14 protein-coding genes are annotated in these 12,803 nt (G+C 62.6%); 7 read left to right on the top strand and 7 right to left on the bottom strand.

All coding sequences use genetic code 11. The annotated features are described in order from the left end of the window. Nucleotides 1-11: 11 nt before the first annotated feature. Entirely contained in the window at nucleotides 12-917 is a 906-nt protein-coding gene (rimK, locus tag PPA02S_RS18960; RefSeq protein ID WP_012316721.1) for a 30S ribosomal protein S6--L-glutamate ligase, read from the bottom strand. After that, nucleotides 914-1,396: a retropepsin-like aspartic endopeptidase RimB gene (gene rimB, locus PPA02S_RS18955; protein ID WP_028635352.1), complete on the bottom strand. Its 483-nt coding sequence runs from the start codon at nucleotides 1,394-1,396 to the stop codon at nucleotides 914-916. The genes rimK and rimB overlap by 4 nt, the downstream gene beginning before the upstream one ends. A gap of 109 nt (nucleotides 1,397-1,505) precedes the next feature. Between rimB and PPA02S_RS18950 the strand changes: the two genes are divergently transcribed. Then, complete coding sequence (locus PPA02S_RS18950; protein ID WP_028635351.1) at nucleotides 1,506-1,907, top strand: RNA-binding S4 domain-containing protein; 402 nt, start codon at nucleotides 1,506-1,508, stop codon at nucleotides 1,905-1,907. 27 nt (nucleotides 1,908-1,934) lie between these two features. On the opposite strand, the gene PPA02S_RS18945 is transcribed toward PPA02S_RS18950, so the two are convergent. Further along, nucleotides 1,935-2,729: a phosphatase PAP2 family protein gene (locus tag PPA02S_RS18945; protein ID WP_028635350.1), complete on the bottom strand. Its 795-nt coding sequence runs from the start codon at nucleotides 2,727-2,729 to the stop codon at nucleotides 1,935-1,937. A gap of 109 nt (nucleotides 2,730-2,838) precedes the next feature. Here PPA02S_RS18945 and hslO point away from each other — a divergent pair, with 109 nt between their 5' ends. The 3 genes from hslO (at nucleotide 2,839) to PPA02S_RS18930 (ending at nucleotide 6,002) form a co-directional block, all read left to right on the top strand. After that, nucleotides 2,839-3,738 carry an Hsp33 family molecular chaperone HslO gene (hslO, locus tag PPA02S_RS18940; RefSeq protein WP_028635349.1) on the top strand — a complete coding sequence of 300 codons (900 nt, stop codon included), beginning with the start codon at nucleotides 2,839-2,841 and terminating at the stop codon, nucleotides 3,736-3,738. 179 nt (nucleotides 3,739-3,917) lie between these two features. Continuing rightward, nucleotides 3,918-5,459, top strand: coding sequence for a phosphoenolpyruvate carboxykinase (locus tag PPA02S_RS18935; RefSeq protein WP_028635348.1), 1,542 nt, complete (start codon nucleotides 3,918-3,920; stop codon nucleotides 5,457-5,459). Nucleotides 5,460-5,567: 108 nt separating this feature from the next. Next, nucleotides 5,568-6,002, top strand: coding sequence for an acyl-CoA thioesterase (locus PPA02S_RS18930; RefSeq protein ID WP_028635347.1), 435 nt, complete (start codon nucleotides 5,568-5,570; stop codon nucleotides 6,000-6,002). Between the two features lie 54 nt (nucleotides 6,003-6,056). Here PPA02S_RS18930 and PPA02S_RS18925 read toward each other — a convergent pair whose 3' ends face one another. The 3 genes from PPA02S_RS18925 to fdhD form a co-directional block, all read right to left on the bottom strand. Continuing rightward, on the bottom strand, nucleotides 6,057-6,548 hold the full coding sequence (locus PPA02S_RS18925; protein ID WP_028635346.1) for a YMGG-like glycine zipper-containing protein: 492 nt from the start codon (nucleotides 6,546-6,548) through the stop codon (nucleotides 6,057-6,059). A gap of 202 nt (nucleotides 6,549-6,750) precedes the next feature. Next, the gene (locus PPA02S_RS18920) at nucleotides 6,751-9,096 is read right to left on the bottom strand and encodes an FdhF/YdeP family oxidoreductase (RefSeq protein WP_028635345.1); all 2,346 of its coding nucleotides are present in this window, start codon (nucleotides 9,094-9,096) and stop codon (nucleotides 6,751-6,753) included. Between the two features lie 5 nt (nucleotides 9,097-9,101). Next, nucleotides 9,102-9,932 carry a formate dehydrogenase accessory sulfurtransferase FdhD gene (fdhD, locus tag PPA02S_RS18915; RefSeq protein ID WP_028635344.1) on the bottom strand — a complete coding sequence of 277 codons (831 nt, stop codon included), beginning with the start codon at nucleotides 9,930-9,932 and terminating at the stop codon, nucleotides 9,102-9,104. A 190-nt stretch (nucleotides 9,933-10,122) separates the two neighbouring features. Between fdhD and lysM the strand changes: the two genes are divergently transcribed. Further along, nucleotides 10,123-10,566 carry a peptidoglycan-binding protein LysM gene (gene lysM / locus PPA02S_RS18910; protein WP_028635343.1) on the top strand — a complete coding sequence of 148 codons (444 nt, stop codon included), beginning with the start codon at nucleotides 10,123-10,125 and terminating at the stop codon, nucleotides 10,564-10,566. Between the two features lie 99 nt (nucleotides 10,567-10,665). Here lysM and yrfG read toward each other — a convergent pair whose 3' ends face one another. Continuing rightward, a complete protein-coding gene (gene yrfG / locus PPA02S_RS18905) occupies nucleotides 10,666-11,328 on the bottom strand; it encodes a GMP/IMP nucleotidase (protein WP_028635342.1) in 663 nt (220 codons plus the stop codon). Nucleotides 11,329-11,392: 64 nt separating this feature from the next. Here yrfG and nudE point away from each other — a divergent pair, with 64 nt between their 5' ends. Both nudE and cysQ read left to right on the top strand, forming a co-directional pair. After that, nucleotides 11,393-11,959, top strand: a complete 567-nt coding sequence (gene nudE, locus PPA02S_RS18900; protein ID WP_028635341.1) for an ADP compounds hydrolase NudE — start codon at nucleotides 11,393-11,395, stop codon at nucleotides 11,957-11,959. Then, nucleotides 11,956-12,774, top strand: coding sequence for a 3'(2'),5'-bisphosphate nucleotidase CysQ (gene cysQ, locus PPA02S_RS18895; RefSeq protein ID WP_028635340.1), 819 nt, complete (start codon nucleotides 11,956-11,958; stop codon nucleotides 12,772-12,774). The genes nudE and cysQ overlap by 4 nt, the downstream gene beginning before the upstream one ends. The last annotated feature ends 29 nt before the right edge of the window (nucleotides 12,775-12,803 follow it).

Here is a 12,803-nt window from a genome sequence, read left to right as displayed (position 1 = left end):
AAAGGCTTGCATCAACCTTTACCTTTGGTCCGGGTCTGATTCGGGCCGCCATTCTTCTCCAGGTGCTCGATGATCATCCCGGCCACGTTCTTGCCGGTGGTCACTTCAATGCCCTCCAGCCCCGGCGATGAGTTCACCTCCATCACCAGCGGCCCATGGTTGGAACGCAAAATATCCACACCCGCCACGCTCAAGCCCATCACCTTGGCCGCACGAATCGCGGTAATCCGCTCTTCAGGCGTGATTTTGATCAGGCTGGCGACGCCGCCCCGGTGCAGGTTGGAGCGGAACTCGCCTGGCTTGGCCTGACGTTTCATCGAAGCAATCACCTTGTCGCCCACCACGAAGCAGCGAATGTCGGCACCGCCGGCCTCCTTGATGTATTCCTGAACCATAATGTTCTGTTTCAGGCCCATGAACGCTTCGATCACCGACTCGGCCGCCTGGGTTGTCTCGCACAGCACCACGCCGATGCCCTGGGTGCCCTCCAGCACCTTGATCACCAGCGGCGCGCCGTTGACCATCTGGATCAGGTCGGGGATGTCGTCTGGCGAGTGGGCAAAGCCGGTGATCGGCAAGCCGATGCCGCGCCGTGACAGCAATTGCAGCGACCGCAGCTTGTCCCGCGAGCGGGCGATGGCGACGGACTCGTTCAGTGGGTACACCCCCATCATCTCGAACTGCCGCAGCACGGCACAGCCGTAGAATGTGACCGATGCCCCAATGCGCGGAATGACAGCATCGAACCCTTCCAGTGGCTTGCCGCGGTAGTGGATCTGCGGCTTGTGGCTGGCAATGTTCATGTAGGCACGCAGGGTATCGATCACTACCATTTCGTGGCCACGCTGGGTACCGGCTTCGACCAGGCGGCGGGTGGAATACAGACGCGGATTGCGCGACAGCACAGCGATCTTCATGCAGCACCTGTTAATGAAGAGAGGGTGGCCGGAAAGGCCGGTTTGTCCTGCACATATTTAACGCCAGGGTTGACCACAAGTTGGCCGTGGACCAACGCCTTGGACCCTAGCAACAGGCGGTAGCGCATGCTCTTGCGGCAGGCCAGGGTAAATTCCACCGCCCACACCCTGTCACCCAGCGCCAGCGACGTACGGATCACATAGCGCGTCTGGGCATGGCCATTGGAGCTTCTGATGGTTTTTCGGGTCACCAGTGGGGCTTCGCAGCGGCGGTGACGCAATTGCACCACCGTGCCCAGGTGCGCGGTAAATCGGACCCATGGCTCGCCATTGCGTTCGAATGGCTCGATGTCGGTTGCATGCAGGCTGGAGGTGCTTGCACCGGTATCGATCTTGGCGCGCAGCCCCGCCACGCCCAGGTCGGGCAGGGCGACCCATTCGCGCAGGCCGATTACAGTCAGATGATCAAATGTCTTCACAAAACGCACCCTGCGGATGAGGTAGTGAACTGTAAGCACGGCGGGGATTTTTTGCATCCGATGGTTACGGTAGTACAGTTCCGTGAAACACAGTATTCGAGGTATGGGGATGGCACAGAAAGTCGAAGATGACGACAAGGTTCGCCTGGACAAATGGCTGTGGGCTGCGCGCTTCTACAAGACCCGCGCCCTGGCCAAGGCGGCCATCGAAAGCGGCAAGGTGCACTGCCGTGGCGAGCGATGCAAGCCGGGCAAGGAGCCGCGGGTGGGTGACGAGTTTGTGCTGCGCACCGGGTTCGATGAGCGCACCGTGGTGGTGAAAGCGCTTTCTACCGTGCGCCGTGGGGCGCCAGAGGCGCAGACGCTCTATGCCGAAACCGAAGACAGCATCCGCCGCCGTGAGCAGGCGGCCGAATTGCGCAAGGCCGGGGCAGTAGGCGTGACCACCGATGGGCGGCCAACCAAGAAGCAGCGCCGGCAGATTCACCAGCTGCATGACAATTTTGACTGAAGGGGCCGCCAGGCGGCCCCCTTCACGCTAGCGCACTACCGCCAGCCTGTTGATCAGCGGCAACCTGGCCGCAAACCTGAACAGCGGCGCGGTCCAACGCACCAGCGCCGCAGTGCTGTGGGCGGCCAGCGGTGTGTACAGGCTCCAGCCCAGTGCCAGCACAGCCATCAGCAGGCCACCGATGTAGTCGTCCTGCCCCCAGTGGGCGCCGGCCACCAGGCGTGGCAGCATGAACAGCACTGCCAGGCCCCAGATCACCAGGTATTGCCCAATGCGGCGGCTGAACACGCTCATGAACAGCGCCCAGATCAGCAGCACCGAGGCGTGGTCGCCCGGGAAGCTCTTGCTGGAACGGTCTTTCAGTTCCCAGGAGGACTCCAGGTTGGGGTAGTAGTCACTCAGGTGCACAGCGCTGTCGAACATCATCGACGGGCTGTTGTGCTGCCAGCCGGCAGCGTCCACCCACTTGGAAAACAGCGCACGAATCACCACTAAGAGCAGTAGCGTGACCAGAAAACCAAAAAACGCCTGGCGAACCTGCACGGCCTTGAACACCCAGTTGCCACGAATCAGCGCCGCCAGCAGGATCAGGCCCACGACGATGTCGAACGGGCGCAAGCTGCCCACGGTCCAGATGTAACGCCAGGTAGTGTTCTCGGCCAGCGGCGCGTTCAGGGTATGGAACAGCCATTCGTCGAATGCCAGGCACAGGCTCTGGCCAACAGGCCACAACCAGAAACACAGTAGTGCGATGGGCAGTAGCGTGCACGCTACCAAGGGTCCCCAGGACCACCTCGCTTGGAACAGTGGTCGATTGTCCATAAGATACCTCTATCTCCTAATAGGGAAATGAGCGCCCGAAGGCGCCCCACGGCGGGATTTGTAATTCTCCGCAATCATTTTGTCATCATTTTCAGATAGCCAGACACCCATGAGCGATTTGCCAGATACCGATTTCACCCAACGTTTCATCTTCGACGAGCGCGACGTGCGCGGCGAGTGGGTGTCTCTCGATGACAGCTACGCCGCCGTGCTGGCGCGTCACCCATACCCCGCGCCCGTGCAGGCGTTGCTGGGCGAGCTGATGGCCGCCACTGCCTTGCTGGTCGGCGCGCTCAAGTTCGATGGCCTGCTCATTCTCCAGGCGCGTTCTGCCGGCCCTATCCCCTTGTTGATGGTGGAGTGCTCTGGCGAGCGCGATATCCGTGGCATGGCCCGTTACGAAGCCGAACAGATCGCCGCCGACGCCACCCTCGCCCAGCTGATGCCCGACGGGCACCTGACCCTGACCATCGACCCGGTCAAGGGCCAGCGTTACCAAGGTACCGTGGACCTCGACGGGGTCAACCTGTCGGAGTGTTTCACCAACTACTTTGTTCAGTCCCAGCAGCTGAATACGCGGTTCTGGCTGAATACCGAAGGCGGCAAGGCCCGTGGCCTGCTGCTGCAGCAACTGCCACGTGATCGCCAGCCCGATGACGAAGAGCGTGAAGAAAGCTGGCAGCATGTGGTCGCCCTGGCCAGCACGCTGAAAGCCGACGAGTGGGCGCTGGATAACGAAACCCTGCTGCACCGTCTGTACCACGAAGATGCCGTGCGCCTGTTCGATGTGCAGCCGCTGCGTTTCAACTGCAGCTGCTCGCGCGAACGTTCCGGCAATGCGCTGGTCAGCCTTGGCGAAGAAGACGCCAAGGCGCTGGTGGAAGAATGTGGCGGTACGGTGGAGATCGATTGCCAGTTCTGCAACCAGCGCTATTTCTTCGATGCCAACGATGTCGCACAGCTCTTTGCGGGTGGCGGCACGGACGTGGCCTCAGAAACTCGTCACTGAAACGTTTCACTACAGGAGAATCTCCTGTCGAATTGCGCAAAAGCTCGGTTCTGACAGGAGGGGCCTACTTTTTTTGGGCGTTTCTGGCATAATCCGGCCACTTTTTTCGCTGTAGTAGTTTTTTCGAGACGACTACAAAACGTTTGGAGCACTCGGCCTCGGGCCGGATGGGGTATCTCATGACGCAAGCCAACAACACCGTGTACACCGACCTGAGCGTCGATGAGCTAGTAAAAGAAGCGCTGCAACGCGGTGAAGGCGTACTAGCCGATACTGGTGCACTGGTCGTGGAAACGGGCCACCGTACCGGCCGTTCCCCGGCTGACCGTTTCATCGTCGAAGAACCTTCCACCCAGGATGCTATCGCCTGGGGCCCGATCAACCGCAAGTTCCCGGCCGACAAGTTCGATGCCCTGTGGGACCGCGTCGAGGCGTTCAACAACGCCCAGGATCACTTCGTTTCCTACGTTCACGTAGGTGCGGCAGCCGACCACTACCTGCCGGTGAAGATGACCACCCAGACTGCCTGGCAGAACCTGTTTGGCCGTTGCCTGTTCATCAACCCGGAGCAGTACAACCCTGCTGGCCGTGATGAGTGGCAGGTGCTGAACGTTGCCAACTTCGAGTGCGTACCCGAGCGTGACGGCACCAACTCCGACGGTTGCGTGATCCTCAACTTCGCCCAGAAGAAGGTACTGATCGCCGGCATGCGTTACGCCGGTGAAATGAAGAAAGCCATGTTCTCGGTGCAGAATTTCCTGCTGCCGGCTGCCGACGTGCTGCCAATGCACTGCGCTGCCAACATCGGTGAAAACGGCGACGTCACCCTGTTCTTCGGCCTGTCCGGCACCGGCAAGACTACCCTGTCTGCCGACGAAAGCCGTTACCTGATTGGTGACGACGAGCACGGTTGGGGTGAGGGCGTGGTGTTCAACATCGAAGGCGGTTGCTATGCCAAGTGCATCGACCTGTCGGAGAAGAACGAGCCGGTTATCTGGAAGGCCATCAAGCACGGCGCCGTGCTGGAAAACGTGGTAATCGACAACAACAAGCATGCCGATTACAACGACGTCAGCCTGACCCAGAACAGCCGCGCTGCCTACCCGCTGGAGCACGTTGCCAAGCGCTCCGAGGCCAACCTGGGCGGCGAGCCCAACGCGGTGATCTTCCTCACCTGCGACCTGACCGGTGTTCTGCCGCCGGTGTCGATCCTGAACAACGAGCAGGCGGCCTACCACTTCCTGTCCGGCTACACCGCGCTGGTTGGCTCCACTGAAATGGGTTCGGGCGGCGGCATCAAGTCGACCTTCTCCACCTGCTTCGGCGCGCCGTTCTTCCCGCGCCCGGCTGGCGAGTATGCCGAGCTGCTGATCAAGCGCATCAAGGGCTTCAACTCCAAAGTCTACCTGGTGAACACCGGCTGGACCGGCGGTGGCTACGGCGTGGGCAAACGCTTCAACATTCCGACCACCCGTGCGGTGATCGCTGCCATCCAGAGCGGTGCGCTGGTGGGTGCCGAAACCGAGCACCTGGGCATCATCAACCTGGACGTGCCCAAGGCTGTTCCGGGCGTCGACACCGAGCTGCTGAACCCGCGTAACACCTGGGCGGACAAAGCAGCCTACGACGAGGCCGCAAAAGGCCTGGCCAAGCTGTTCATCGAAAACTTCAAGAAGTTTGAAGTGTCCGACGCCATCAAGGCTGCTGGCCCTCAGCTGTAAGCTGACCTGGGCAGTACCGCAACATCCGGGGCCGCTTTGCGGCCCTGATTTTTATCCCGGATTTCTGTTTCACTGTCTGCATCCCTTGCCAAGACATGAGCCAGCCCGATGATCCAACCCCCTCCGCGCACCGCCTTCACCCACTTCCACCCTGTGCTCACCCGCCCCCAGGACAATGACGTTAACGGTCACATTGCCGGTGCAACCGTGCATGGCTATTTCGAGGCTGCCATTCAGGCGTTCCTGGTGGAGCAAGCCGAACTGGACTTGCGGGACGGTGAACTGGCCGCTTTCGTGGTCAGCGCTTCGGCAGACTTCTACGCCTTGCCAGCATTTCCGGATGTGCTGGAGGTGGGCTTGGGCGTGGCGCGCCTGGCTGGCAGTACGGTGGAGTATCGCCTGGCGCTGTACCGCCCTGGCGAAGCCCAGGCCTGCGCTGCAGGCACCGTGGTGCAGGTGTTCATCGAACGCGCCAGCGGCCAGCCCGTTGCATTGCCGCAGCCGCTGCACACGCTGTTGTCGGCGCTGCTGGTACAGCCTTGACGAAAAAGCCCCGCCATGAGGGCGGGGCTTTTGCAGTGCGGCCTGGCTGAGCCATCAAGGGTGGCGATGGCGGCCATGCTTGCGGTGGCCGTAATGCGGGCCTGGGCCCGGGCCGCGGTCCCAGTGACGGCGGTCGTCGTAGTCGCGACGGTACCGGCGATGGTCGCGGCGGTCATCCTGGTCGGCCTTGTTACCCATGTAGTTACCCAGCGCGCCGCCGGCACCGCCGCCCGCGGCTGCACCGATGTAGCTACCGGTGGTGCCGCCCACCGAGCGGCCGACCACGTTGCCGCCCGCTGCACCCAGTGCGCCGCCAATGGCCGCCTCACCGCGCTGGCGCTTGTCGGCACCTACCGCGCTGCCTGCCGCACCGCCCAGGCCCGCGCCGATGGCCCCACCGGTGCTACCACCGATGGACTGGCCAACGACTGAGCCCAGTACCCCACCCAATGCGCCGCCAATGCCGGCCTCGGTGGTGCCGCCTGCCATGGCAACGCCGCTGAGCAAGCTGAAAGACAACAACAGAATCGAGGAGTACTTCTTCATCAAGAGAGCCTCAGAGTTAGGACGAGGCGAATTTGCGGGTAACCTACGTGGCTGGCAACGTAAATCCGACGAGCTGCACGAGTTGTACACAATTCTGTAAGTTGTTGAATTAGCTATGAAACTTAAACTGTTTTTGGCGGTCTTAGACCTTTATGACAAAGCCCTGAACCTCACCGGAACAGGGCTTTTTCGTTGATGGCCGTTACACAATGCGGCCGTTGTCCTCGGCCCGTTCCAGCTTGATGGCGATGAACTTCGACGTGGGCGTATGGCTGCCATCGCCAATGCTCTCCAGCGGTACCAACGGGTTTACCTCGGGGTAATACGCCGCTGCCTGCCCTGCCGGTATGTCGAACGCCAGCAGGGTGAACCCGCGCACACGGCGCACATGCTCATCGCCCCACAACGACACGATGTCCACCTTCTGCCCCGGCTGGAAGCCCAGGCGGATGATGTCCGCTTCGTTGGCAAACAGCACGTCGCGCTGGCCACGCACGCCCCGGTAGCGGTCATCCAGGCCATAGATAGTGGTGTTGTACTGATCATGCGAGCGCATCGACTGCATGATCAGGTCCGGCACTTGGCCGCTGGCCCGTACGCGTTCATCCAGCAGGGTGTCTGGCAGCAGGTTGGCCTTGAAGTTGGCGCGGCCGGTGGCGGTTTTCCAGTCGCGGGTGGCTGCACTGTTGCCCAGGTAGAAGCCGCCCGGGTGGCGCATGCGCTGGTTGAAACCGGTGAAGCCCGGGATGGTGTCAGCGATCAGGTCGCGAATACGGTCGTAGTCAGCCACCAGCCAGTGCCAGTCCACCGGGCGCTTGCCCAAGGTGGCGGCCGCGATGCCGGCGATAACGGCAGGTTCTGAACGCATCTGCGAAGACAGGGGTTTGAGCTGCCCGTTCGAGCCGTGCACCATGCTGAACGAGTCTTCCACCGTGACGGCCTGTGGCCCGTCGGCCTGCAGGTCGATATCGGTGCGGCCCAGGCACGGCAGAATCAGCGCCTGCTTGCCATGCACCAGGTGGCTGCGGTTGAGCTTGGTGCTGATGTGCACGGTCAACTCGCAGTTGCGCAGCGCCTTGGCTGTGCGTTCGGTATCCGGGGTTGCCTGGGCAAAGTTGCCGCCCAGGCCGATGAACACCCGGGCACGCCCGTCCAGCATGGCGTGGATGGCCTCGACGGTGTTGTGGCCATTGTGGCGAGGCACCGGGAAGCCAAACCGCTTTTCCAGGGCATCGAGCAGCGCCACCGGTGGGCGCTCGTTGATGCCCATGGTGCGGTCGCCCTGCACGTTGCTGTGGCCACGCACTGGGCACAGGCCTGCGCCCGGGGCACCGATGTTGCCGCGCAGCATCTGCAGGTTGACGAGTTCCTGGATGGTGGGCACCGAATGGCGGTGCTGGGTGATGCCCATGGCCCAGCACATGATCACCCGCTTGCTGCGGCAGTACATGCGGGCCGCCAGCTCGATGTCGTGCAGTGGCAGCCCGGCCTGGGCCTGGATGTGCTCCCACGGGGTAGCATCGACCACGGCCAGGTAATCCCCAACGCCATGCCCGTGCTGCGCAATGAAGGCATGGTCCAGCACGGCGGGTTCACCATTGGCTTTGGCCTCGCGTTCCCACTGCAGCACGAACTTGGCCATGCCGCGCAGCATCGCCATGTCGCCGCCCAGGGCTGGGCGGAAGAATGCCGTGTTGGTAGGCCGGTCGCTGTTGGTGAGCATTTCCAGCGGGTTTTGCGGGTGCTGGAAGCGTTCCAGACCGCGCTCTTTCAGGGGGTTGATGCACACCACCTGGGCGCCGCGCTTTACCGCATCGCGCAGCGGGTCGAGCATGCGCGGGTGGTTGGTGCCGGGGTTCTGGCCCCACACAAAGATCGCGTCGGCGTGTTCGAAATCGTCGAAGGTCACGGTGCCCTTGCCCACACCCACGCTTTGCCCCAGGGCTACGCCGCTGGCCTCGTGGCACATGTTCGAGCAGTCGGGGAAGTTGTTGGTGCCGTACGCCCGCACGAACAGTTGGTACAGGTAGGCCGCCTCGTTGCTGGCCCGGCCGGAGGTGTAGAACTCGGCCTGGTCGGGGGTGGCCAGCTTGTTCAGCTCACGGGCGATCAAGGCGAAGGCAGCGTCCCAGCTGATGGGCTGGTAGCGGTCGCTGCCGGCGTCGTACGCCATCGGCTCGGTCAGGCGGCCTTGGTACTCCAGCCAGTAATCGCTTTGCTGCAGCAGCGAAGTAACGCTGTAGCGGGCGAAGAAGGCGGCGTCGACACGGCGCTTGGTGGCTTCCCAGTTCACCGCCTTGGCGCCGTTTTCGCAGAACTTCACCATGCCGCTTTCCGGGGAGTCCCCCCAGGCGCAGCCCGGGCAGTCGAAGCCGCCGTTCTGGTTGGTCTTGAGCAGTGCGCGAATGTTCTTCAGCGCGTTGTCACTGCCAACCCAGGCCTTGGCCACGCTGCGCAGCGCTCCCCAGCCGCCGGCGGGGCCGTGGTAGGGCTTGTAGCGTGGAGGGGAGGCTGGGGCGTTGTCCGGTAGATGCTGGTACGAGCTCACGACTTTTACGACTCCGCCGCGGGGCTATACACCCGCGGTGCACTGTGTTTGGGCAGGTGGATAAGGTTGAGGTTGTGCTTGCGCGCCCATTGCAGGGCAAGGCCGGTGGGTGCAGACAGGCTGACCAGGGTCTGGATGCCGGCGCGCAGGACCTTCTGGATCAGTTCAAGGCTGCAGCGGCTGGTGACGATGGCCAGGCCACCCTGGCTGTCGATGCCTTGGCGCAGCAGGGCGCCGATCAGTTTGTCGAGGGCGTTGTGCCGGCCAATGTCCTCACGGCCCATCAACAGTTCGCCGTGCCGGTCCATGAACAGCGCCGCATGCACCGCGCCGCTGTGCTGGCCCAATGGCTGAAACACATCGATGCGCTTGCGCAGGTTCACCAGCCAAGCAGCCGGTGGCAACGGGGCGCCAGGCAGTTTGTTCAGTTCTGGCAGCGCCTGCTCAAGCGCCTCGACCCCGCACAGGCCGCAACCGCTGGTGCCGGCCAACTGGCGGCGTTGGTTTTTCAGGTTCCAGAAGGCGCGGCTGGAAATTTCCAGGTCGGCGTACAACGATGCGCCGCTGCCCGACAACTTGACGTCATAGATTTCTGCCGTGCTTTCAACAATGCCGCTGCCCACGCTGAAACCGACGGCAAAGTCTTCCAGGTCGGTGGGGCTTACCAGCATCACCGCCTGGTTCAGGCCGTTGTAGACAATGGCCAGGGCCACTTCTTCAGCCAGGGGGGTGGTGTCACGCTGGCCGTCGTCCAGCTGGACGTAATCGTAGGTGTTGCTGGCGGCGGGCATGGCCAAGGCTGATGAGGCCGCGCAGAACGGGGGCTTGCTGGTCATCGGGGCTTGCTCTTGATCGACGCAATCGGCGGCATTCTGAGGCCACAAGCCTAGGCTTGCAGGCAGGCGCCGTCTAATTGCTAGGGTCTATGTAGTGATAGACCGCGTCGATTGGTCGCAGTGCAGCGGCAGATTGAGTCTTGACCTAGACTCCAGTGTCCAACGGGTTCACGTCAACAAGGAGAGCGTCATGAGTCTATTCAGCTTTGTGAAGGAAGCAGGCGAGAAGTTGATCGATCTGCTGACCCCCGGCAATGCCAATGCCGAGGAGCAGTTGAAGAAGCACGTGGAAAGTGTCGGCCTGGGCAACCCCAATATCACTGCCACAGTGGAGGGCGACGACAAGGTCATCCTGAGGGGTGAGGTGGCCAGCCAGGAAGAGAAAGAAAAGATCATCCTGGCGACGGGCAACATCGATGGGGTGGCCAGCGTTGAAGACCAGATCACGGTTACCGGGCCTGCGGCGCAGGCTGCGCGTTTTGTGACGGTGGAGAAGGGCGACACGTTGAGTGCCATTTCCAAGAAGGTGTACGGCGACCCCAACAAGTATCAGAAGATCTTTGAGGCCAACAAGCCAATGCTGTCGCACCCGGACAAGATTTACCCAGGGCAGGTGCTGCGTATTCCTGACTGATCAGCGGTGCAGTTTCGCGAGTGAACTCGCTCCCACAGGATTAGCATTTGCCGGCATTTCCAAAAACCTGTGGGAGCGGGTTCACCCGCGAAGAGGCCCTCAAAGGCCAGCCAACAATTCCCGGTAGTCTTCCACCGCGGCGAACTCCGCCGTATCACGCGGTTTTGCCTGGCTGTCGGGTTGGCGCACCGCTAGCAGGTGGGCGACACCAAACTCCCGTGCGCTGCGCAGAATCGGCAGGGTGTCATCGATAAACAGGCTACGCCCTGGCTCGAAGCCAATATCCGCCTGCAGCGCATCCCAGAACTGCGGGTTCTCTTTCGGGAAACCGTAATCGTGGGAGCTGATCAGCCGTTCAAAATACGGCGCCAGCTCCACCCGCTCCAGCTTCAGCGACAGCGAATCCCGGTGCGCGTTGGTGATCATCACCACCCGCTTGCCCGCCTGGCGGATGGCTGCCAGGAAGGTGTCGGCGTCGGGGCGCAGGGCAATCAGGTGGGCGATTTCCTGCTTCAGCTCGCGGATCGGTAACCGCAGCTCGCGGCTCCAGAAGTCTAGGCAGTACCAGTTCAGCGTGCCGGCATTGCGCTCGAACAGCGGCTCCAGCTCCATCTGCGCCATGGCCCGGCTTACCCCGTGCAGCTCGGCGTAGCGCTGGGGCAGGTGGTCCAGCCAGAAGCGGTTGTCGTAGTGCAGGTCGAGCAGGGTGCCATCCATGTCCAGCAGGACGGTGTCGATGGCGGACCAGGGAAGAACAGGCATGGGAAACTCTCGTTCAGTCGGCAAGCCACGGTATAGTAACCCGTTCACGCCAAGGAGCCGCCCCATGCGCCAGAAACCCACCGTACTCAGCCGCGAAATCGTCGCCAGCAGCCGCCTGTTTCGCGTCGAAGCCGTGCAGCTGCGCTTCAGCAACGGCAACGAGCGTACTTATGAGCGCCTGGTGGGCCGTGGCAATGGTTATGGTGCGGTGATGATCGTGGCCATGCTGGATGCCGAGCACGCCGTGCTGGTAGAGGAGTACTGCGGCGGTACCGATGAATATGAGCTGTCGCTGCCCAAGGGCCTGATCGAGCCGGGTGAAGACGTGCTGGCAGCCGCCGACCGCGAGCTCAAGGAAGAGGCCGGTTACGGTGCCCGCCAGTTGGAGCACCTTACCGAACTGTCGCTGTCGCCGGGCTACATGAGCCAGAAGATCCAGGTGGTGCTGGCCACCGACCTGTATGAAGAGCGCCTGGAGGGCGACGAGCCGGAGCCGATGGGGGTGGACAAGGTCAACCTGCGCGAACTTGCTGCCCTGGCCATGCACCCGCAGTTCAGCGAGGGGCGCGCGCTGGCCGCGTTGTACCTGGCCCGCGACCTGCTCATCCAGCGAGGGCTGCTGTCGCTATGAACGACCTGCAACTGATGCATGAGGTGGTGAAGCTGGCACGGGTGGCGGGCGATGCCACCCTGCCGTTCTGGCGCGCGGGCGTTGAGGTGACCAACAAGGCAGACGACTCACCGGTGACCGCCGCCGACCTGGCGGCGCATCGGGTGATTGCCGATGGCCTGTTGGCGCTGGCACCGGCTGTTCCGGTGCTGTCCGAAGAAGACTGCGACATTGCCCTGGCCGAACGCCAGGGCTGGAGCCGCTGGTGGCTGGTGGACCCTTTGGATGGCACCAAGGAATTCATTGCCGGCAGTGAAGAATTTACCGTTAACATCGCCTTGGTCGAACAGGGCGAGGTGGTGTTTGGCGTGGTGTCGATGCCCACCAGTGGCCGCAGCTACTTTGGTGGTCGCGCCTTGGGCGCCTGGCGTGCCGAGCCGGGTCAGGCGGCTGCGCCGATCCGGGTGCGCACGGCCCCGCCTGAGGGTGAGCGGTTTACAGTGGTGGCCAGCCGACGGCACTCCAGCCCGCAGCAGGAAGCGCTGCTGGCCGGGCTGGGGGCCACGGTGGGCGCGCTTGAGCTGGCCAATGTGGGCAGTTCGCTGAAGTTCTGCCTGCTGGCCGAGGGCAGCGCGGACTGTTATCCACGCCTGGCGCCGACGTCGCAGTGGGACACTGCAGCGGCGCAGGGTGTGGTAGAAGGTGCCGGTGGCGAGGTGCTTGGGGTGGATGGCCTGCCGTTCAGCTACCCGGCGCGGGAGTCGCTGCTGAACCCGCACTTCGTGGCGTTGCCGGCCAAAGCAGTTTGGCGCGAAGCCTTCCTTCGGTTGATCTAACACCTCCCTCACAGGCCTGCATTTAGCAG

Origin of the sequence: Pseudomonas parafulva NBRC 16636 = DSM 17004 (assembly GCF_000730645.1) — a bacterium.
Taxonomy (GTDB): domain Bacteria; phylum Pseudomonadota; class Gammaproteobacteria; order Pseudomonadales; family Pseudomonadaceae; genus Aquipseudomonas; species Aquipseudomonas parafulva.
Note: the sequence above shows the minus strand (reverse complement) of the source record. Positions and strands in the feature narration are given on the sequence as shown.